Annotated in this window: 15 protein-coding genes; 12 read left to right on the plus strand and 3 right to left on the minus strand. The window is 56.5% G+C overall.

The window, feature by feature from the left end; all coding sequences use genetic code 11:
• The first annotated feature begins 299 nt into the window (after positions 1-299).
• From LB462_RS16830 to LB462_RS16880, 11 genes are all read left to right on the plus strand, one after another.
• Positions 300-1,643: an adenylate/guanylate cyclase domain-containing protein gene (locus LB462_RS16830; RefSeq protein ID WP_224510365.1), complete on the plus strand. Its 1,344-nt coding sequence runs from the start codon at positions 300-302 to the stop codon at positions 1,641-1,643.
• A gap of 17 nt (positions 1,644-1,660) precedes the next feature.
• Positions 1,661-2,599: a polysaccharide lyase family 20 protein gene (locus tag LB462_RS16835; RefSeq protein ID WP_370637208.1), complete on the plus strand. Its 939-nt coding sequence runs from the start codon at positions 1,661-1,663 to the stop codon at positions 2,597-2,599.
• A gap of 194 nt (positions 2,600-2,793) precedes the next feature.
• Entirely contained in the window at positions 2,794-4,683 is a 1,890-nt protein-coding gene (locus LB462_RS16840; RefSeq protein ID WP_224510370.1) for an ABC transporter ATP-binding protein, read from the plus strand.
• Entirely contained in the window at positions 4,677-6,602 is a 1,926-nt protein-coding gene (locus tag LB462_RS16845; protein ID WP_224510372.1) for an ABC transporter substrate-binding protein, read from the plus strand. Before LB462_RS16840 ends, LB462_RS16845 begins: the two co-directional genes overlap by 7 nt.
• Positions 6,603-6,606: 4 nt before the next feature.
• Positions 6,607-7,605: an ABC transporter permease gene (locus tag LB462_RS16850; RefSeq protein WP_112532361.1), complete on the plus strand. Its 999-nt coding sequence runs from the start codon at positions 6,607-6,609 to the stop codon at positions 7,603-7,605.
• A complete protein-coding gene (locus tag LB462_RS16855) occupies positions 7,602-8,777 on the plus strand; it encodes an ABC transporter permease (protein ID WP_224510375.1) in 1,176 nt (391 codons plus the stop codon). The genes LB462_RS16850 and LB462_RS16855 overlap by 4 nt, the downstream gene beginning before the upstream one ends.
• Positions 8,778-8,864: 87 nt before the next feature.
• Positions 8,865-10,076: a glycosyltransferase family protein gene (locus LB462_RS16860; RefSeq protein WP_224510378.1), complete on the plus strand. Its 1,212-nt coding sequence runs from the start codon at positions 8,865-8,867 to the stop codon at positions 10,074-10,076.
• Positions 10,077-10,086: 10 nt separating this feature from the next.
• Complete coding sequence (locus tag LB462_RS16865) at positions 10,087-11,331, plus strand: glycosyltransferase (RefSeq protein WP_224510381.1); 1,245 nt, start codon at positions 10,087-10,089, stop codon at positions 11,329-11,331.
• The gene (locus tag LB462_RS16870; protein ID WP_224510383.1) at positions 11,328-12,458 is read left to right on the plus strand and encodes a glycosyltransferase family protein; all 1,131 of its coding nucleotides are present in this window, start codon (positions 11,328-11,330) and stop codon (positions 12,456-12,458) included. The genes LB462_RS16865 and LB462_RS16870 overlap by 4 nt, the downstream gene beginning before the upstream one ends.
• A 203-nt stretch (positions 12,459-12,661) precedes the next feature.
• Complete coding sequence (locus LB462_RS16875; RefSeq protein ID WP_224510386.1) at positions 12,662-15,376, plus strand: ABC transporter ATP-binding protein; 2,715 nt, start codon at positions 12,662-12,664, stop codon at positions 15,374-15,376.
• Positions 15,377-15,464: 88 nt separating this feature from the next.
• A complete protein-coding gene (locus tag LB462_RS16880; protein ID WP_224510389.1) occupies positions 15,465-15,929 on the plus strand; it encodes a cyclic nucleotide-binding domain-containing protein in 465 nt (154 codons plus the stop codon).
• Between the two features lie 32 nt (positions 15,930-15,961).
• On the opposite strand, the gene LB462_RS16885 is transcribed toward LB462_RS16880, so the two are convergent.
• Positions 15,962-17,731 (minus strand): metallophosphoesterase family protein, encoded by a 1,770-nt coding sequence (locus LB462_RS16885; protein WP_224510392.1) that lies wholly within the window; start codon positions 17,729-17,731, stop codon positions 15,962-15,964.
• A gap of 215 nt (positions 17,732-17,946) precedes the next feature.
• On the opposite strand from LB462_RS16885, the gene LB462_RS16890 reads away from it, so the two are divergent.
• A complete protein-coding gene (locus LB462_RS16890; protein ID WP_224510395.1) occupies positions 17,947-18,777 on the plus strand; it encodes an MBL fold metallo-hydrolase in 831 nt (276 codons plus the stop codon).
• Here the strand turns inward: LB462_RS16890 and LB462_RS16895 are convergent.
• Together LB462_RS16895 and LB462_RS16900 are read right to left on the minus strand one after the other, a co-directional pair.
• Complete coding sequence (locus LB462_RS16895) at positions 18,774-19,526, minus strand: polysaccharide deacetylase family protein (RefSeq protein ID WP_224510398.1); 753 nt, start codon at positions 19,524-19,526, stop codon at positions 18,774-18,776. The two genes, LB462_RS16890 and LB462_RS16895, sit on opposite strands and share 4 nt — an antisense overlap.
• Positions 19,516-20,610: a glycosyltransferase family 4 protein gene (locus LB462_RS16900; RefSeq protein WP_224510401.1), complete on the minus strand. Its 1,095-nt coding sequence runs from the start codon at positions 20,608-20,610 to the stop codon at positions 19,516-19,518. Before LB462_RS16900 ends, LB462_RS16895 begins: the two co-directional genes overlap by 11 nt.
• Between the last annotated feature and the right edge of the window lie 134 nt (positions 20,611-20,744).

The raw sequence follows: 20,744 nt of genomic DNA on the forward strand, positions 1-20,744 counted from the left end.
CGACAGGCAGCTCACAATCAAGTGACAATTGCCTATTGTTTCGATTGGGCAACATGCCCATTTGAGCAAATGGAAACAATGACTGACAGAGGACCTCCCGCCGAACGACCCGCCTGAGCTGTATCGGACCGGTGAGATTGCGGTGTTATCACCCCTGTCGCCGACGTTGACACCACTATCCGATTCGCTCATCTTCCTCCCGTTGTCTGACAGGTCCGTGCGATCGATCACGCTTGCTTGGGAGCAACGACTGGGTGCGGGAAAGTGGACGTGGCTCGCATTTGCAAGGACGACACCGGATGAGCACGAGCGAATTTGACGTATCCAGCATACTTCTCGACAAGGTAGCCGACTGGCTCACACAAACGTCGCTTGCCGGGGCAAATCTGGAGACTATTGTCCGTGGCTTTTGCGAACGTATCGCGGCGGCGGGCCTGCCGATCGCCCGCGTCAATCTCTCGTTTTCCATGCTGCATCCACTCTACGATGCGTTGGGATTCACCTGGAAACGTGCAAGTGGCATGAGTGTTGAAGGTTACCGGCACGACCCAGCCGGAAAGCCTGAACGCTTCCTTTTGAGCCCCTACTTCTATCTTCTCAGCAACAATCTGGAACATTTGCGGCGACGCATCGACGTCGATGGACAACTTGAATTCCCCGTTCTCGACGAGTTGAAACAGGAAGGCGTCACCGATTATCTCGCTTTCTTGCAGCCTTTTGGCGGTCAGTCGACGCAAGGCATGATGGGTTCCTGGTCAACCGACAGCAAGGAAGGGTTCAGCGATGCCATGATCGCGGCGCTCCTGCGACTGCAGAACCATCTGGCAGTTGCCGCTAAAATGGCGGTCCTCGGCAAACTCGCGGATAACATGCTGACCACATATCTCGGTGGCAATGCCGGCAAGCGCGTCCTGAACGGCCAGATCAGGCGTGGTGATGGCGACACGATCCGGGCCGCCCTTGTCATGGGCGATATGCGCGAGTCTACCGTCCTGGCCGAAAAAGAGGGCAGGCAAGCCTATATCGATACGCTCAATCATTTTTTTGATGCCATTGCGGCCCCGTTCAATCGGGGTGGCGGCGAAATTCTCAGCTTTATGGGCGACGGCTTTTTGGCGGTCTATCCCTGCGGTCGTCATAAGGATCCGTCGAAGATTGCTTGCCAAACCGCTCTCAATGCGGTGTTCAAGGCGCAGGCACGTGTCGCAGAACTCAACAAGGAGCGGCGCAAGGACGGTCTTGGCGATATTCGCTATGGCATTGGCCTGCACGTCGGTAACGTCATGTTTGGCAATGTCGGTCTGAAAGACCGCTTGACCTTCTCGGCTTTCGGCTCTGCCGTCAACGAAGTGCAGCGCTTGCAGGGCCTCACCAAAAAATATTCGCGCGAGGTTATCGCCAGTCAGGCATTTGCCACCTATTGTGGTGGCGACTGGGTCACCTTGGGCGAGGAAAAATTGCGCGGTGTTGGACAGAAAGTCACGGTTCTATTGCCAAAAACGTCGGAACAAACAGCCCAGCTTGACGATGCATATGATCAGGTCACCTATGATGGCCTGTCAGATGCAGAACAGGTTATGCTGTTGCATCGCGATGCCAAGACCCAGGAACGGCGGCCCATGATAGACAAATTCATGCAATGACAGGAAAGATCGTCGCCATGGCTCTCCTTGCCGCAACTCTCAACCTGACTAATGCGGCAGCAGAGCCAGGAAGCGACACGCTTTTTGATGGTTTCGACGGCAAGGATTTTGCCGCAAGCAGCGGACTTTACTACCGCAAGAATTTCGAGCAGCGCGCGGGTAGTTTCGAGTTCCAGTCCGACGTCAAGCAGACCGGTACGGGCGCGCTGAAGCTGAGCGTCAAGCCATTTTGCCCAAACGTCAAACAGAACTGCAGCGAACGGGCTGAGATTTGGGAGAAAACCGACCGTCGTGTGCCCTATACGGAAGGCGTCTGGTATGGTTTTGCCGTCAAGTTTGCCGATCCAATTCCAAAAGGCGACCATCGCTATCTTATCGCGCAATGGAAGCGTGAGATCGGGCCCGACGCGGTGGGTGATTTCAGTCCTTTCCTGGCGCTGCGCCTGAACCAGGGCAAGCTGTTCGCGACCGTCGAGACCAATTATGTCGCGCCTTCCAAAGCGGAAGGGGCAAGTACTGTCCAGGCCTGCGCCAACAACCAAACGCCGGTCTGGTTCCGGCCGGACACAGACCAGATGCGCGCGCTCATAGCGACTGACGTGTCCTGGACACCTCAGGACGGTAGCCAGTTCAACAGCTGCACCGATGCGATCACCGTGACCGATCATGGCAACAAACTGCCTTCGCCAGATTCCGGCTGGATTGATTTCGCCATTTACACCAAGCCCGGTCCTGACGGGTCTGGCCACATCGAGATTTTCGCCAACAAGAAATGGATCGTGACAGTCAAAGGGCATATCGGTCACGGCGACAACGGCCTTGGTAAAAATCAGTATTTCAAATTTGGTCCTTATCGAGCTGCCGACAAGACCGAGTGGACCCTATATTATGATAATTTCCGCCGTTCGCCGCGCTGTGAAGACGTGCTTGGTCCGGGGATTTGTCCCGCACCTTGATTGTTCTTATTGCATCTCGCATCTCCAGGACGCCATATCGCTTTGAATTGCGGGCAAAGCTGATCACCGCAAGCCTCCGCCAAAGGTATGCGATGTCATCGTCACATAGAGCCAGCTAGACTCCCCCAAGGCCGTGCGATAGGTTCAATTTCAAGTGAGCAACGAACAAGGCTCCGAGGGAACAATTGGCTGGCATGAAGTCGGAATCTGATCTGTTGCGTATCGAAAATCTGGGCATTTCGTTTTCGATGCTTGGCGGACGTTTGCAAGTCGTCAAGGGCGCCAACCTGCGCGTTCTCCCGGGAAAAGTCACTGCTCTCGTCGGTGAATCCGGTTCGGGAAAGTCTGTTATCAGTCAGTCAGTTATGGGAATCCTGCCCAATACGGCAAAGGTCACCGGGAAAATACTGTTCACTGATCCAATCGACGGCAGAAGCACGGATATTCTGCAATTGTCACGGGATGGGCCTGAAATTCGGGCGTTACGCGGCAGCCGCATGGCGAAAATCTTTCAGGAGCCGATGACATCGCTGTCGCCGCTGCACACCGTTGGCAATCAGATCAGCGAAGTTCTAGCCATCCACACCGACGCGACAAAGGACGAGCGTCGGGCCAAAACCGAAGAAATGCTTGGTCTCGTCGGCTTTGCCAAGCCAAGTCGCACCTATGACATGTATCCGTTCGAGCTTTCTGGTGGTATGCGCCAGCGGGCCATGATTGCCATGGCGCTCATCTGCCGCCCTGCCCTCCTCATCGCCGATGAGCCGACGACGGCGCTCGATGTGACGATCCAGGCGCAGATCCTAGAACTGCTGCGCGATCTTCAACACAAGCTGAACATGGCAATGCTGCTCATCACCCATGATCTCGGCGTCGTCGCCAATATGGCCGACGAGGTGGTGGTCATCTATCACGGTGAGATCATGGAAGCAGGACCGGTCGACGCAATCTTTCGTCAGCCGCAGCATCCCTATCTGAAAGGCCTCATGGCCGCCGTACCGCATTTTGACATGAAGCCTGGTGAACGCCTGAAGGCACTACGCGAGGTCCCCGTCAATTCGAACACATTGTGGGCAAAGAAAAAGCAGATCGAAAACGCGCCGGACATTCTTCTTTCCGTTCGCGACCTGGTGAAAGCCTATGGCATCCGCAAATCGGGCCTGTTTGGCAAGCAGGACAAGACCTTGGTCAAAGCGGTGGACGGCATCAGCTTCGATATCAGGCGCGGCGAATGCCTCGGTCTTGTCGGCGAGAGCGGCAGCGGCAAAACCACGGTCAGCAAAATATTGATGCGCGCTATCACACCTGACAGCGGCTCCGTCACTTTTGATGACGGCAGGGGCAAGATCGATGTTCTCAAGGCGCAGGGCGACGAGCTCATGGAGTTGCGCACCCGCATCCAGATGGTGTTTCAGGATCCGGTCTCATCGCTCTCACCGCGCATGACAGTGCAGAACATCCTCAGTGAACCGCTGGAGATCCATGGACTTGGCGACAATGCTTACCGTCTGGAGAAGGTACGCGCGCTGATGCAGGCCATTGGCCTCGACCAGCGCTATCTCAACCGCTATCCACACAGTTTTTCCGGCGGTCAGCGCCAGCGCATAGGTATCGCCCGTGCTTTAGCGCTCGGGCCGCAACTCTTGATTTGCGACGAACCCGTCTCGGCACTCGACGTTTCAGTTCAGGCGCAGATCCTCAATCTTCTCAAGGACCTGCAGAAGGAACTCGGGCTCACTTATCTGTTTATTTCCCACAACCTTGCCGTTGTCGACTATATGGCGGACCGTATTGCCGTCATGTGTGGAGGCAGGATTGTCGAGATAGCACCGCGCGAAATAATACTTCGTGACCCGGTTCATCCCTACACGCGCTCGCTGCTGGCGGCTGTGCCTTTTCCCGATCTGGACAGGCCGCTTGACTTCGAAACATTGAAGATGGGTGGCGCTTCGGACCAACACTCCTGGGGTGCCCAGTTCGCCGGTGATGGCGACAGCGAGACACTGGCTCCAGCCGATCTTGGTGGCGGCCATCTCGTCCTGGCGCGCCGCAATGCCGATGCAAGGGAGTTACGTTCGTGGTAACGCGCCGCACTATCCTTGGTACTTTCGGCCTCGGTGCTTTGGGTTGCGCGATGCTGCCGGACCTGACAGGTGCTGCCGACCGCGATATTGAGCCGGAATATCTTGCCGATCAATTGCGTGCGCGCAGTTTGCCTCCGCTTCCGCAACGATTGCCAAAGCGGCCGCGCATTGTGCGCCTTAAGGAAATGGGACGTACCCCCGGGCAATATGGCGGAACGGTTCGCACGATCATCGGCAGTGCCAAAGACATCCGGTTCATGACCATTTACGGTTATGCGCGGCTGATTGGCTATGACGAACGTCTGGTTTTCCAGCCTGATATTCTTGAGGGCTTTCAGTCCGAAAACGACACCGTGTTCACTTTCACGCTTCGCGATGGCCACAAATGGTCGGACGGGTCTCCATTTACCGTCGATGATTTCCGCTATTGGTGGGAGGACGTCCTGCTCAACAAGGATCTGACACCTGGCGGTGGCTCCATGGTGTTGCGTGTCGATGGAAATCTGCCGCGCTTTGAAGTTCTCGATGAATGGACCATCCGCTACTCCTGGGACAAGCCAAATCCGGATTTCCTGCCAAATCTCGCCGGGCCGCAGCCGTTGGTCCTCGTCGGGCCTGCAGCCTATCTCAAGCAGTTCCACAAGGAGTATCAGGACCAATTCAGGCTTTCCGCCTTGATGAAGGAACAGCGGGTGAAGAAGTGGGCCGACCTGCATATCAAAATGTCACGGACGTACCGGCCGGAGAATCCCAAGCTGCCAACGCTTGATCCTTGGCGAAACATGACAGCGCCGCCGGCGGAGCAATTCATCTTCGAACGCAACCCGTTCTTCCACCGCGTCGACGAGAACGGCCGTCAACTTCCCTATATCGACCGCTTCGTGCTCAATGTCAGTTCGTCCTCCATCATTCCCGCCAAGACCGGCGCGGGAGAAAGCGACCTGCAGGCAACCGGCATTGATTTTGCCGATTACACCTTTCTGAAGGACGCAGAAGACCGCTACCCTGTGAAGGTTGATTTGTGGAAAATGACGCGCGGTTCGCGCGTCGCAATCCTGCCGAATCTCAATTGCGGCGATGACGTCTGGCGTGGGCTGTTTCGTGACGTGCGGGTGCGACGGGCTTTGTCGCTTGCCATCGACCGGCATGAAATCAATATGGCGGTGTTTTACGGTCTCGGCGTTCCCAGTGCTGATACCCTTTTGCCCGAAAGTCCCCTGTTCAAGCCCGAATATGCCAATGCGTGGATCGATCACGATACGCAACAGGCCAACGCGCTTCTTGACGAGGCCGGATTGCAAAATCGCGATGAGGACGGCATTCGCCTGCTCCCGGACGGCCGGCTGGCCGAGATCACAATCGAAACGCCGGGCGAGAGCTCCGTGGATACGGATGTGCTTGAACTCGTCACCGATCACTGGCGCAAGATCGGCATCGCGCTGTTCATTCGCACATCCCAGCGCGACATTTTCCGCAGCCGTGCCATGGGCGGGCGCATCATGATGTCGATCTGGTATGGCATGGACAACGGCGTGGCAACTGCCGACATGAACCCGGGACAGCTGGCGCCCACGATGGACGATCAGCTGCAATGGCCGCTCTGGGGAATGCATTACCTGTCGCATGGCAGCCAGGGCAAGGCAGCGGACCTTCCTGAAGCGATTGAGCTCACTGAACTTTTGGGGCGCTGGCAGCGATCCGCCCACATGGCGGAGCGCACCGAAATCTGGCAGCAGATGCTGGCCATCTATACCCAGCAGGTATTTTCGATCGGGCTTGTCAATGGCACGCTGCAACCGATCGTGCGTACATCACGTTTGCAGAACGTTCCCGAAAAGGGCCTGTACGGCTTTGATCCCACATCCTATCTCGGCATTTACATGCCTGATACTTTCTGGCTGAGCGGGGAGCAGGTCTAAAGAAATGCTGCGTTATATCCTTTGGCGTATTGCTGCGATGATCCCCACCCTTTTGGTCATCTCGGCCCTGGTCTTTACCATTATCGAGTTGCCGCCCGGCAATTTCTTCGAAAGCCAGATTGCGGAGCTCCGTGCCCAGGGTGAAACCGTCAATCTGCAGGAGATTGAGGAACTGCGCCATCAATACGGTTTCGACCGACCGCCGGTGCTGCGTTATTTCCATTGGCTTGGCGGCATGCTTCAGGGTGATTTCGGCTATTCCTTCGAGTACCAGCTGCCGGTGAGCGAGGTGGTGGGAGAACGGATGTGGCTGACGATCCTCGTCTCTTTCGTCACTATCTTGTTCACCTGGGTCATCGCCTTTCCTATCGGCATGTACTCAGCCACACATCAATATAGCTGGAGCGACTATGGGCTGACGTTGTTCGGGCTTCTCGGCATTGCCATCCCCAATTTCATGCTGGCGCTTATACTGATGTACTTCGCCAATATCTGGTTCGGCACATCGATTGGCCATCTGATGGATCAGAAGTTTCTGGGCGAACCGATGAGCTGGGAAAAAGCGCGGTCTATTCTTTCCCATCTGTGGATTCCGGTCATTATCGTCGGCACCGCGGGCACCGCCGGCATGATCCGGCGCTTGCGCGCCAACCTCCTGGACGAATTACAAAAGCAATATGTGATGACGGCGCGCGCCAAAGGACTTCACCCGTTTCGCACGCTGGTCAAGTACCCGCTGCGCATGGCGCTGAACTTCTTCGTCTCCGATATCGGTTCCATATTGCCCTCGATCATCTCCGGCGCTGAAATCACCGCGATCGTTCTTTCACTGGAGACAACCGGGCCAATGCTCATCAAGGCGTTGCAAAGTCAGGATATGTATCTTGCAGGCTCCTTTTTGATGTTCCTGGCACTCCTGACGGTCATCGGCGTGCTCATATCGGATATTGCGCTTGCCTTTCTCGATCCGCGCATTCGCTTGCAAGGCAGGAGTACCAAGTGACGGCACCGCTTCCCCCGCCCGGCGCGCCCCTGCAACATTACGTTTCCACCGCCCCGTTCGATCCAATGTCGATCGAGGCGATGACCGATGCGCAGGCGAAAATCCATCTTGCATCGCAGGCGCGTTTGATGTGGTGGAAATTCAAGCGGCACAAGCTCGCTTTGGCATCCGGCATATTTTTGCTCTTGCTTTACGGCATGATCATTATTGCCGAATTCCTGGCACCTTACAATTTGCACACGCGCAATGTCGACTTTATCCATTCGCCCCCACAGCGGGTGCATCTGTTCCACGACGGAAATTTCGTTGGTCCGTTCGTTTATGGCCGGCAAATGAAACTGGATATGGAGTCGCTCAAGCGTCTGTACACAAACAATCGCAACGATGTTCAGCCGCTTCGCTTCTTTTGTCGTGGTGACAGTTATCGTTTCTGGGGCCTGATCGAGGGTAATGTCCATCTTGTCTGTCCGGCGAAGGACGGCCAGATGTTCTTGCTCGGCACCGATCGTCTTGGCCGTGACGTCTTATCCCGCATCATCTATGGTGCGCGCATATCGCTGACGATCGGGCTTATCGGCATAACCATCAGTTTCGTTCTCGGCATCGTGATCGGCGGACTTGCAGGCTATCACGGCGGTTTGTTCGATCTGCTGGTGCAACGCGTCATCGAAGTGTTGCAATCATTGCCTAGCCTGCCGCTATGGATGGCATTGGCGGCTATCATGCCGGTGACGTGGAGTCCTATCCTGATCTATTTCGGCATCACCATCATCCTCGGCATGCTGGACTGGACCGGGCTCGCCCGTTCCGTGCGCTCCAAACTCCTTTCGCTGCGTGAGGAAGACTATGTGCTGGCGGCGCAGTTGATGGGTGCCAAGAGCGGCCGGATTATCGGGCGGCACCTGGTGCCCGGCTTTATGTCGCACCTGATCGCCACGGCCACCATTTCCATACCTGGGATGATCCTCGGCGAAACCGCACTGAGTTTCCTTGGGCTTGGGCTCAGGCCTCCGATCACCAGTTGGGGTATTTTATTGACCGAAGCGCGCAGCGTCAGCGTCATCGCTTTTTATCCCTGGCTGCTGTTTCCGATGATTCCTGTCATACTTGTTATCCTGGCGTTCAATTTCTTGGGAGATGGGTTGCGTGACGCCGCCGATCCCTACAGATAAGGCAAATGAGAATCCGATGGGTTCGTGTTCTCACGATCGTTTCGAATGCACTGCGCGGGTCAAACCGCAAAACAGGGGGTTTTGACCATGATGCGGCGTTTCGAAGATGCCCGGATCTTGATGTATAGCCACGACACCTTCGGCCTTGGCCATTTGCGGCGGTGCAGGACGATTGCCCATTCGCTGGTCGAGGACTACCGCGGGCTCAATATCCTGATTATATCCGGCGCAACGATCGCCGGCGCATTCGACTATCGCGCCCGCGTTGATTTCGTGAAAGTGCCGAGCGTAATCAAGCTTCGCAATGGCGAATATACCTCGCTCGCCCGCCACATCGATCTGCATGAAACACTGAAGATGCGCCAGTCGATCATCCGGCATACGGCCGAGACCTTTCAACCCGATATTTTTATCGTCGACAAGGAACCGATGGGGCTGAAGGGCGAAGTGGAGGAAACCCTCGCCTATCTTAAATCTCGCGGCACGACACTCGTGCTGGGCCTGCGTGAGGTCATGGACGCGCCGCATCTGCTCGAGGCCGAGTGGAAGAACAACAATGTGATGCGGAAGATCGATCAGTTCTACGACACGGTCTGGGTCTATGGCCCGCCGGATTTTTACGATCCACTCGTCGATCTGGATGTGCCGGTCACCCTGCGTGACAAGATGAAATTTGTCGGGTTTCTGCAACGCAGCCTGTCGAACGACAACACCCCGACCCATGTTCCCGAGGGCGACTATATTTTGGTGACAACGGGCGGCGGCGGCGACGGGGCCGACCTCGTGCATAACGTCATCCACGCCTATCAGCAGGATCCGACCCTCCAGCACAAGGCATTCATCGTGCTCGGCCCGTATATGCCGGCAAAGCAGCGGGCAAAACTGGTCAGGAAGGGGGGCAAAATTCCCTATATCCAGGTTATCGAGTTCGATAATCGCATGGAAGAACTGATCGCGGGCGCAAAGGCTGTGGTGGCCATGGGCGGCTACAACACCTACTGCGAGATTCTGTCTTTCGACAAGCCGGCACTGATCGTGCCCCGCGTGCTGCCACGCGAGGAGCAACTGATCCGGGCCACGCGCGCCGCCGAACTTGGTCTCATCGAAATGCTGCTGCCAGAGGAAGCCGAGGACCCCTTGCGCTTTGCACAGGTGCTCAAGCGCTTGCCGGACCGTCCCCCGCCATCGCAAACCGGCAAGGGTGAAGGCATGCGGCTGGAGGGTCTCGTGCATATTTCCGAGATCGTCGGCGACTGGCTGGACGAACGCGAACAACCATTGCCCGCAGTCGCGGAATAAGAGAATAAACTTGTCAGTACGCCGCAAGACATTGGTGATTCTGAAGGGCTATCCGCGCCTTTCGGAGACATTCATCGCACAGGAACTGCTCGGACTGGAGCGGGCAGGCTTCGACCTGACGCTGATCTCCATGCGCAAGCCGACGGACAGGAAACGTCACCCGATCCATGATGAGATCAAGGCGCGTGTCGTCTATCTGCCCGAATATCTTCACGAAGAACCAATCCGAGTCTTTCGTGCCCTCATGGCAGCGCGGAAAAAGCCCAATTTCAAGCCACTTCTCCGGCGATTCTGGAACGACCTGCGTCGCGATATTTCGCGCAACCGCATCCGTCGTCTCGGCCAGGCACTTGTCCTTGCCCATGAATGGCCGGACGCGGGCGAATGGCTGCATGCCCATTTTATTCATACGCCGGCTTCCGTCGCGCGCTATGCCAGCATCATGACTGATGTGCCCTGGACCTGTTCGGCCCATGCCAAAGACATATGGACCTCTCCCGACTGGGAACTGATCGAGAAACTCGGCGCGGCGCGCTGGAGCGTCACCTGCACGCGCGCGGGCTTCGAACACATGCGCGCGCTGACAAATCGAAAGGAACAGGTGCATCTGAGTTATCATGGTCTTGATCTTGCCCGCTTCGGATATTTCTCTGGCGTCCGTCCGAGCCGCGACGGTGCGGACAGAACGGATCCCGTGCAGATATTGAGCGTCGGCCGTGCCGTGCCGAAGAAGGGCTACGACATCCTTTTGCAAGCACTGGCGCTGCTGCCTGCCCGTCTGCACTGGAGGTTCGTGCATATTGGCGGCGGCGATGAACTGGCGCGGTTAAAACCCCTTGCCGACAAGCTCGGCATCGCCGACCGCATCAGCTGGAAAGGCGCGCTTGCGCAGGAGGATGTCCTTGGCCACTATCGCAGCGCCGATATATTTGCCCTCGCCTGCCGGGTTGCGGCAGATGGAGACCGCGACGGCTTACCGAATGTCCTTTTTGAGGCTTCCAGTCAAAACCTTGTCTGCATCTCAACGAATATTTCCGGCATACCCGAGCTTCTGACCGGCGGAGAAAACGGTTTCGTCGTCCCTCCGGAAGATCCCCGGCTGCTGGCGGTTGCACTTGAACGCGCAATCCGCGAACCCGACCTTCGATACCGCTTGGGCAAGGCCGCCGAGAAACGGGTACGCGAACACTTCGACCATAATGCGAGCATCCGCCAATTGACCCGCCTTTTTGAGAGCGAATGGCAAAAACCATGAGCGAACCGCGCGTCCTTTTCTACGTCCAGCATCTGCTTGGCATAGGTCATCTCGCCCGCGCCAGCCGCGTAGCCGCGGCGCTCGCCGCTGACAAGTTCGATGTCACGGTGGTAACGGGTGGATCGAAGGTTTCAGGTTTTCCGGGACCCGATGTCAAATCTGTCGCATTGCCCACAGTGCTTGCGGGCAATGCCGGATTTTCAGGTCTGGCAGATGAGTTTGGTAATGCGGTTGACGATGAATTTCTGGCGCGCCGCCGCGATCTCCTGCTCGAAGCGCTTCACCAAATCAACCCATCTATGGTCATCATCGAAGCGTTCCCTTTTGGACGCAGGCAGATGCGATTCGAACTTTTGCCATTGCTGGATGCCATTAAGGCAATGTCGCCGCGGCCGAAGCTTCTGAGTTCCGTCCGTGATATCCTGCAGGAGCGCACCAAGCCCGGGCGTGATGAAGAGACGGTTCGCATCATCAAAGCACAGTTCGACCATATCCTGGTGCATGGCGACCCGTCATTTGCAACGCTTGCCGATACGTTTCCCTTGGCAAAGGAGATCGCCGACAAGATTATCTATACCGGTCTGGTTGCGGGCCCTGACCCGGCCGAGCCATCGGAAGTCTTTGATATCGTTGTGTCTGCCGGTGGCGGCGCCGTGGGGCTCGATCTGATCCGCTCAAGTCTGGAAGTGGCAAAGCAATCGGCCTTCGGCGGATCCTGGTGCCTGATTACCGGACCCAATCTGCCGGAACGCGATTTCAAGGCGTTGTCGGCACAGGCACCCGGCAATGTGCGCGTCGTCCGTTTCCGCGCGGATTTTCCATCATTGCTCAAAGGAGCCGAGCTTTCAATTTCGCAGGCAGGATACAACACGGTATGCGATATTCTGCGGGCGCAGTGCCGGTCCATCCTTGTCCCTTTCGCGGCCGGTGGCGAAACGGAACAGAGTGTACGGGCCGCACGGCTGGACACCCTCGGCCTCGCCATCGCCTTGCCCGAAAACAGTCTCAACGCCGATATTCTCGGCAATGCCCTTGCGGCCGCGCTGGCGCAGCCAAAGCCATCATCACATATGCTTGATCTCGGCGGCGCCGAGCGCACGGCTGAGGTGTTGCGACACCTCCTCTAGGCAGGCAATGTCCCTCAGCGACAGCACCACAACCAGATGCCGACGCCTGCCAATTGACAACGCGACCTTCCGTCCCCATGTCGTATAGCCTTCACGAACCCGATGCTGTAGGCTGGGACGATTCAATCATGGAGTTCGTCCATGTACTCTTCAAACGTTTCAGTATTTGAAATTCCAGCTGAATTCACAGCCCACGGTCGCCCATGGAAACAAGTCTAACACGCTATATCTGGTCGAACACGCGGCTGCAGCAGATATGGATTCTGTTCGTCGTAGCTGTCTCGATGATTCCGTATTTCATGTCTTTCGACCTGCCAAAACAGATCGTCAACGGTCCCATCCAGGGTAACGGTTTCGAGACCCCGGGCGCGACGCGCACCTTCATGCATCTCGAATATGACGTCCCCGCTTTCGGCAAGGTGGTGTTTTTCGACGGCCTTGAACTCACGCGTTTCCAGACATTGATGGCGTTGAGCCTGGTTTTCCTGCTGCTCGTCATCATCAACGGTTTGTTCAAGCTTTATATCAACACCTACAAGGGCCGTCTCGGCGAGCGCATGTTGCGACGAATTCGCTTCGAGTTGATTGACCGCGTGCTGCGTTTTCCGCCGGCGCAATTCAAGCGGGTAAAATCCGCGGAAATTGCGACGATGATCAAGGATGAAGTCGAACCCATGGGCGGTTTCACCGGGGACGCCTTCGTTCAGCCGGCATTGTTAGGCGGACAAGCTATCACGGCTCTCGTCTTCATCATCATGCAGAATTTCTGGCTTGGTATGATTGCCGCAGGCATTGTCGCGGTCCAGGGCGTGGTCATTCCCCGCATGCGCAAACGGTTGCTTGAACTCGGACGCCAACGTCAGCTCACGGCGCGCGAACTGTCTGGCCGTGTGGGTGAGATCGTCGATGGCATTGGTACCATTCACGGTAATGACACATCGAACTTCGAACGGGCCGACATCGCCTCGCGTTTGGGCCTGATCTTCTCGATACGGTACGATCTTTATCAATGGAAGTTCCTGGTCAAATTCATCAACAATTTCCTCGCACAGGTCACTCCGTTTCTATTCTATTCGATCGGTGGCTTTCTGGCGTTGCAGGGAAGACTCGATATCGGCCAGCTCGTTGCCGTCATCAATGCCTACAAGGACCTGCCGGGGCCGTTGAAAGAGCTGATCGATTGGGACCAGGCCCGTCAGGATGTCCAGGTCAAGTACAACCAGGTGGTAGAACAGTTCAACGTCGACATGCTCGTTGATCCAAGAATCCAGGCTCTGGCGCCCGATCCCGTCAACCGCCTTGAGCATTCGCTGCACGCGGTCAACCTGACACTTTCCGATGACAGCGGTGCGCCCTTGCTCAGACATGTCACGCTGGAGATCAAACCGGGCGAGACTGCCGCCATCGTTGGCAACAGCGGAAGCGGCGCCGAGGCCCTTGCCGAAGCCTTCGCACGCCTTATCTGGCCGGAGCAGGGTCGCATCACCATCGATGGCAAAGACATCCTCGAACTGCCAGAATCAGTAACCGGCCGCCGCATCGCCTATGCGGCATCCGATACCTACTTCTTCCACGGAACCTTGCGCGATAATCTGCTTTATGGCCTCAAGCATGCGCCCCTGACCAAGGTCGAGTATGAAGGAGCGAAAGCTGCGAAGAACAAATGGAACATCAACGAAGCGCGCCGCGCGGGCAATCCCGAACTCGACGTTAACAGCGACTGGGTCGATTACGTCTCCGCGGGCGTGACAGGGCCCGACGATCTATTCAAGGTGGTGCGTCCGGTACTCGATGCCGTTCTGATTTCCCAGGACATTCTCGACATGGCGCTGCGTTCTAATGTCGACATCAAGACACACGCTGATCTGACCGATCGCATTGTCGAATTGCGTCAGGCGCTGCGCAAACGATTGAAGAAGGAAGATCTCGACGATCTCGTCGTTCCGTTCAAGCTGGATGAATATAATCCTCAAGCCACCGTTGGTGAAAATCTGCTGTTCGGCAGCATGAGACGTCCGATGATGACGAACCGCAAACTGGCCGCACATCCCTATTTCCGCTCGGTGTTGCGTGAGAACGACCTTTACATCGATCTCTACAATATGGGTCTGGAGATCGCGGCCAATGCCGTCGAGCTCTTCGAGGATCTGCCGCCGGATCATCCGTTCTTCCAGCAGCTGACCTTCATGACCGCCGATGACATCCCGGCCTATCAGGTGTTGCTGCAAAAATTGCAGGGCCGCGGTATCGACGCGGCGTCGGCAGACGAACGAACAAGCATAATCCGCCTGAGCTTCTCCTACATCGAGCCAAGGCATCGCTTTGGTCTTCTGAACAGCCAGCTCATGGCCAAGATCGTCGATGCGCGCGCACGTTTCCACCAGAATATGCCGGACGATCTCAAAGCAGTCATTGAACGCTATGATCCTGAACGTTTTATCTCAACGGCCACGCTTCTCGATAATGTCCTTTTCGGCAGGATCGGCTTCACCCAGGCCGATGGTTCGGATCGCCTACGCACCATTTTGCGCGACCTGTTCGACCGTCTCGGACTGTTCGAAAGCGTCCTTTCGATTGGCATGGATTTCGATGTCGGATCAGGTGGCAAGCGATTGACCAATGTGCAGCGACAGAAGCTCAATGTTGCCAGAGCCCTGCTCAAGCGTGCTGACTACGTGATATTCAATCGTCCACTGCCCGCGCTTGATCAACGCGTGCAAGACCACATCACACACAACATCATGGAGGACCTGCACGAAGAGGGCCACGCGCCTGCGATCATCTGGGTTCTGTCAAACACTGCACTTGCCAATCTGTTCGATCGCGTGATTGTATTCGACAAGGGAACACTGGTCGAAGATGGAACACACGCGACTCTCCTTGAGAAAAACGGTATATTCAAGGAGCTGGTGTCATAAGGGGAACAGGAGATCTTTTGAGAATTCAGCTTTACGCCCGTCTGGCTGAAATTATCGAAAAGTCTCTATCAGGGGGTGGTGGACGTTCATGCTGCTGAAAGATGAAGTTGAAATGTTGCGGCGGGTACCGCTGTTTTCGGGCGTTGCGCCAGCCAAGCTCAAGCTTCTGGCCTTCACATCCGAGCGCGTCAGCTACAAATCCGGCCAGATCCTGTTTCGCCAGGGTGATCCAGCCGATGCAGCCTATGTCATCCTCACTGGCGGTGCTGATATTCTGTCAGATTCCCCCAGCGGTGAAATCAAGGTTGCGGAGATAGAGCACGATTCCATCGTCGGTGAAATCGCAATCCTCTGTGACGTTTCGCGAACTGCGACGGTCCGGGCAAACTCCGCACTCGAGGCCTTGCGCATCAGCAAGGATCACTTTCTCAAGCTCCTGAGTGACTATCCGGAGATGACCATCGAGATCATGCGTGTTCTTGCCGACCGCCTGAGCCACACAACAACCGAACTCAGCGAAGCGCGCAGCAAGCAGAAGCAGGCGGCGAAATAGCGGGGCTCAGCTGATGCTGCCTTCACCTGCCTTCAATCATCGGCTGACTGGTCTTCGTTGCGCGTGATTGACCCGCTGGTGAGATTGATCCGGAAGTCACGCGAGGGCAGGTCCGACAGATATTGCCCCATCATGCGGAACAGGCGCGCGAATTTTTCCTGAGCGCCGCCAGTCTCAAGTGCGCAAGAGCTTGCGTACATCTCGATCAGCAAACGATAGGCCGCAAGCCGATCCGGCGATATGCGATCCAATGCCAGTTCACTGCCCATACGCAGCCGATACCAATCGCCAAGCAGACTGAGTACCGGGATAAAATCAAGCTGTCCAAGCGCGTTTGCACTATAATCGCCAGAGGTTTTGAAGGCGCGTTGCGCTTGAACAACTGCCTCGGCGTTCTCGATCGGAACTGCCTGCTCCCATTGGCTGAGCACGTACAAATCGCCAAGATTGAGCCGCGACATGGTTCTCGCCATGTTGTTGGGCCATTCGCGGCGCAAATAGCGATGCACAACCAGCTGGTCCATATGTTCCGACAGGAAATCTCCATAATCAGTGGCATCCAGCATACGACCGGTGTTCTTGCCTGTGACATTGATCTCGGTACGATATTGTCGATTGATGACAGGGTCGACCGGCAGGTGCTCGATGCTGACCGTTTCAACCCTTAACTCTGTATTGCCCAGCGTTACCACCTTGAAGGCCGGTGGAAAGGCTGCAAGCGACGGCACGCCGATATTGACGAGGAAATCTTTGCCGCGGCGCACCAGCGCCGTATCATTGATGTGAAGATGCCCGCTGAAATGAACGCCGATGCCTGCATGAATGGCCGCACGCGCCACCGCATCTGTCGGTGTCCGTTTCGTGGATATCGTTTCACCTATCAGCGACCGCTCGTCCTCTGCTGTGCCATTGAGCATATCCAGTAGCGGATAGTGCGAGAATGTCAGCAGCCGCTTGCCGTCTCGCCTGGCTCTCTCGGCCACATCTTTCGCCCAATGCAAGACGAAGCGCTTGTGCTTGAGCAATGCATTCCAGCCGGCATTGGTGCTGTCGAAGAATGCCCCCGCATCCCCTTTGGCAAAGACACCGTTGCGCGGCTCGAACACATTGGCATCGATCATCAAAAGCCAGAGATCCGCAACCGGTTCGACCAGATAGGACGCATCCATTAACCGATACTCATTCAGTCCGTCATCCGAACACACGCAATAAAGCCGCTTCGCTGGATCGTCATGGATCCCGAACGGTGTCTCCCAATACAAATCCGATGGCCTGCGAAAGAAGCCGATATCCGGCAAGGCCAGCAATCCAGCGGGGTATCCCGAGCAATACATCTTGTTGGTAACCACCATACCGTCTGCATCGTCATCGACGAATTCATCGTCGCTGGCGACGATCGTATAGGTGCCATCGGGATTAAGCAGGCGTTTGGCGTGGTGCTTGCCATCCGGGCCGAAGATATCGTGGTTGCCGGGGGTAGCAATAAAAACAACTCCGTGTTCGCGGGTGTAGCTGTCAAGTAGGTGCCGCAACGCTTCAAGCGTCGCAATCTGGCCGTCATCGGAATAGTCGCCGAGCAGAACGGCATATTTGATGCCGCGGGTCACGACCTCGTCCAGGGCCCCTCGCAGAGCATAGTAGCTCTCGTTGAACACCCGGGTAGAGCGCACCGTGTCGGTCAGCCGTCGCGCTGTCATTTTGCGCCCGCCAACATCGATGCCGTCGAAATCATAGTCCCCATAAAGATCGTGGAAATGCGCATCGGCGATGACAGCAATCGGCGGAAACGTCAAAGAAGACATGAATCATCCGTTCCGTGGTGAAGAAAGTCGGCAGATTTATACGTTTGTATCAATAATTGTCATAAAGCTTAAAATCCAAATCGCTATCGCTTACATATGATCTGACGCAGATTTTTATTGCGCCGCTGCTAAATTAATCGAAATCCAAGCCTCGCATAAGGATTGCAGTTTGGATACGATGCCCTGAAAAAGGGGAATTGGGTGTAAAGAGCATAATGAACGACGAAGTGTTTCGGGTGAAATTCTGGGGAACGCGGGGAAGCGTCTCCGTATCGGGTCCCGATTTCAAAAGGTATGGCGGCAATACCGCATGTATCGAAGTTCAATGCGGCAAGCACCGGATGATCTTCGACGCCGGTTCCGGCATAAGGCAGGCGGGCGATGCTTTGGCACTGGAAGGCGTTGACCACCTCGACATCTTCTATACCCATTGTCATTACGACCATATCATTGGCCTCCCCTACTTTATGCCGCTTTACAATCCGATGATGAATGTGCGGCTGTGGTCCGGTCATCTGGCCGGGATCATGACGACGCGTGAAATGGTCAAGCAGTTCATGCGCCCGCCGTGGTTTCCTGTCGAGCCCGAAATCTGCAAGGCCAGTCTCGCTTTTCGCGATTTTCGTTCCGGCGACGTGCTGACACCATTTGACGGGGTCACGATCCGCACCGGCAGCCTTAATCATCCGGGCGGTTGCATCGGCTACCGCGTTGAATTTGCTGGCCGAGTCCTGGCGTTGATCTATGATACCGAGCATGAAGCCGGCAAGCTTGACCCGGTCGTTCTGACGCTCATCAAAGACGCCGATCTCGTCGTCTATGACTGCACCTACACAGAAGACGAGATGCCGCGGCGTTTCGGCTATGGCCATTCGACGTGGCAGCATGGCGCCCTCTTGGCGCAGGCAGCCAGGATCGGCAGACTGGCGCTGTTTCATCACGCGCCGGATCGCACGGATGACGAACTCGACGAATTCGAGCGCCTGGCGAAAGAACGCTTTGCCGGCGCCTTTGCCGCGCGGGATTTTCAGGTGATCGATCTTTAGAGCAATCCCCGCAGCGAAACCCAGCGACCAGCCGGCGTTGCCGCCACCACTGCGAACAATCTCCGCAAAAACTCCCAGGCGGATTCATCATGCACAAGATGGTGCGTCAGGATGCCGACAGGCTCATCGTGGCTCCTGAAGCGCAGCCGCAACTCCCTGACGATCGCTTCAACCAATTGCCCATGGTCCCTGCAGCCTCGCGTTCCGTGCCAGTCCATCAGATCAACATGCGCGTTGATGACCGGAAGGACAGCCGTGAACGTCTCGTTTGGCCGACCGAAAACCGATAGTGCCTTGAAACCGAGATTTGCCAATTCCTTCAGGAGCAACGGATCGATCCGGTTCCATGGCGGCACCAGCACCGGTACGAAGCGGTCGGGAAACAGTTTTCCAAGCAGTCTATATCCTTCACCCAGTTCCGCCGACATCACAGAAAGCGCTCGATGCGGTCCGAGCTCCTGCTTTTTCTCGTTTGCCGCTGCGTGATTTTCGTGCGACCAGCCGTGCACCGCGACAGTCACACCGACTTCGCCCGCCAATCGTCGGGCAAGCGGCTCTTGCACATAGGCAGGGACTACGGCGAGCGTCAGCGGGACCTGGTACTCCTCGCGCAACACCAGAAGCCGTTCCAGCGCAGCGGTCGGCGCGACCGCGTCATCGTCGCGCAGCCAAAATCGGGCAATGCGATTGGCTTTTGTCCAGCGCGCGAGCTCCTCTCGCAATGGCTGCCATGCGGCTTCATCCATCATGCACCATATATTTCCGCAACAGCTGGCCCAGCCGCTTTGACGCAATCTCGAGCGATCGCTCTTCCATTACAAAACGTCGTCCCGCCCGTCCCATGGAAAGGCGGCGGTCCTCATTGTCAATCATCTGCACAATGGCATCGGCAAAGGTGCTTATATCCCCAGCCGGCGTCAAGCTACCCGTCACGCCGTCCTTGACCACCTCGGGCACCCCCGCGGTCTTTTGTGCCACAACCGGCAATCCCGCCGCCTGCGCTTCCAGATAGGCAATGCCGTAGGCTTCGCCCGTCCCCGGCCAGACAAAGGTACCACCACGATAAAGCAAATCCACAACTTCCCCGGCCCGCTTTTCGCCCAGCCATTCGATGCGTTCGGCGTCAAACGCCGCAAACATCGCCTTCACTGCCACGCGCTCCGGTCCATCGCCTATAACGCTCAGTTTCCACGGCTTCTCCCCGAGCAAGGCCAGTGCCTCGGCGAGCATACGATAGCTTTCGAGCTTGTCGCCCGCCCGCATCATGGCGATCGTCACCAGTCGGTGCGGGTCATTCGCTGCGGGTTCGGCACGAAACGCCGATGCATCGATAAAGGGCTGCAGCCGCGCTAACCGCGCCTCGGGATAATGTGCGGCCAGTCCGACCGCGTCGCGCTTGGTCAAACAGATGTTGACTGCCGCTTGGCGCACTGAATCCACCACCACGGACTGCAACTCGGCCCAGCCGCCGTCATCTCGCCGCTTCGAATAGGACGCTTCAGCGGTGACATAGGGAATACCCAGCGCAGCGGCGAGCGGCGGGCCGATCAGGTCAGGCGCTTTATAGTAAGGATGATAGCAGAACCATAGATCAGGCTTTCCCTCGCGCCGCCATTGCCGTGACAACCGCTCGATCTCCTGTTTTGCCAGTTCTGCAACGCGTTCGCGTCCGGCAGCTTCGGGCGTCGCCGTAAAGCTGCGCAACTGCGATATCACGTCGACATCGTAACCCGCCAATTCAAGCGCGGCCACAAGCAATCTCGCCATCTGCCGATCGCCGGATGGCACCGGATGACTGGGTGATTTCAGCGGGGCATAGAAGGCGATCTGCATTGTCTCTTTGTGCTTCAAACGACGTATAGGAACAAGCTTTCAAATGTTCCGCCAATAATTGCAAGCGCGGCTTCATCTCGCCATTTTTGCGGCGGCATTGATCTTCTCGCCAAATCACCATTCGTCGCTTAAAT

It is taken from the genome of Phyllobacterium chamaecytisi, assembly GCF_020164455.1.
In the GTDB taxonomy this organism is placed as follows: domain Bacteria; phylum Pseudomonadota; class Alphaproteobacteria; order Rhizobiales; family Rhizobiaceae; genus Phyllobacterium; species Phyllobacterium chamaecytisi.

Coding starts and splice junctions, on each gene's coding strand:
- LB462_RS16830 (WP_224510365.1), top strand. CDS start 300: ATGAGCACGAGCGAATTTGACGTATCCAGCATACTTCTCGACAAGGTA.
- LB462_RS16835 (WP_370637208.1), top strand. CDS start 1,661: ATGGCTCTCCTTGCCGCAACTCTCAACCTGACTAATGCGGCAGCAGAG.
- LB462_RS16840 (WP_224510370.1), top strand. CDS start 2,794: ATGAAGTCGGAATCTGATCTGTTGCGTATCGAAAATCTGGGCATTTCG.
- LB462_RS16850 (WP_112532361.1), top strand. CDS start 6,607: ATGCTGCGTTATATCCTTTGGCGTATTGCTGCGATGATCCCCACCCTT.
- LB462_RS16860 (WP_224510378.1), top strand. CDS start 8,865: ATGATGCGGCGTTTCGAAGATGCCCGGATCTTGATGTATAGCCACGAC.
- LB462_RS16870 (WP_224510383.1), top strand. CDS start 11,328: ATGAGCGAACCGCGCGTCCTTTTCTACGTCCAGCATCTGCTTGGCATA.
- LB462_RS16875 (WP_224510386.1), top strand. CDS start 12,662: ATGGAAACAAGTCTAACACGCTATATCTGGTCGAACACGCGGCTGCAG.
- LB462_RS16880 (WP_224510389.1), top strand. CDS start 15,465: ATGCTGCTGAAAGATGAAGTTGAAATGTTGCGGCGGGTACCGCTGTTT.
- LB462_RS16885 (WP_224510392.1), bottom strand. CDS start 17,731: ATGTCTTCTTTGACGTTTCCGCCGATTGCTGTCATCGCCGATGCGCAT.
- LB462_RS16890 (WP_224510395.1), top strand. CDS start 17,947: ATGAACGACGAAGTGTTTCGGGTGAAATTCTGGGGAACGCGGGGAAGC.
- LB462_RS16895 (WP_224510398.1), bottom strand. CDS start 19,526: ATGATGGATGAAGCCGCATGGCAGCCATTGCGAGAGGAGCTCGCGCGC.
- LB462_RS16900 (WP_224510401.1), bottom strand. CDS start 20,610: ATGCAGATCGCCTTCTATGCCCCGCTGAAATCACCCAGTCATCCGGTG.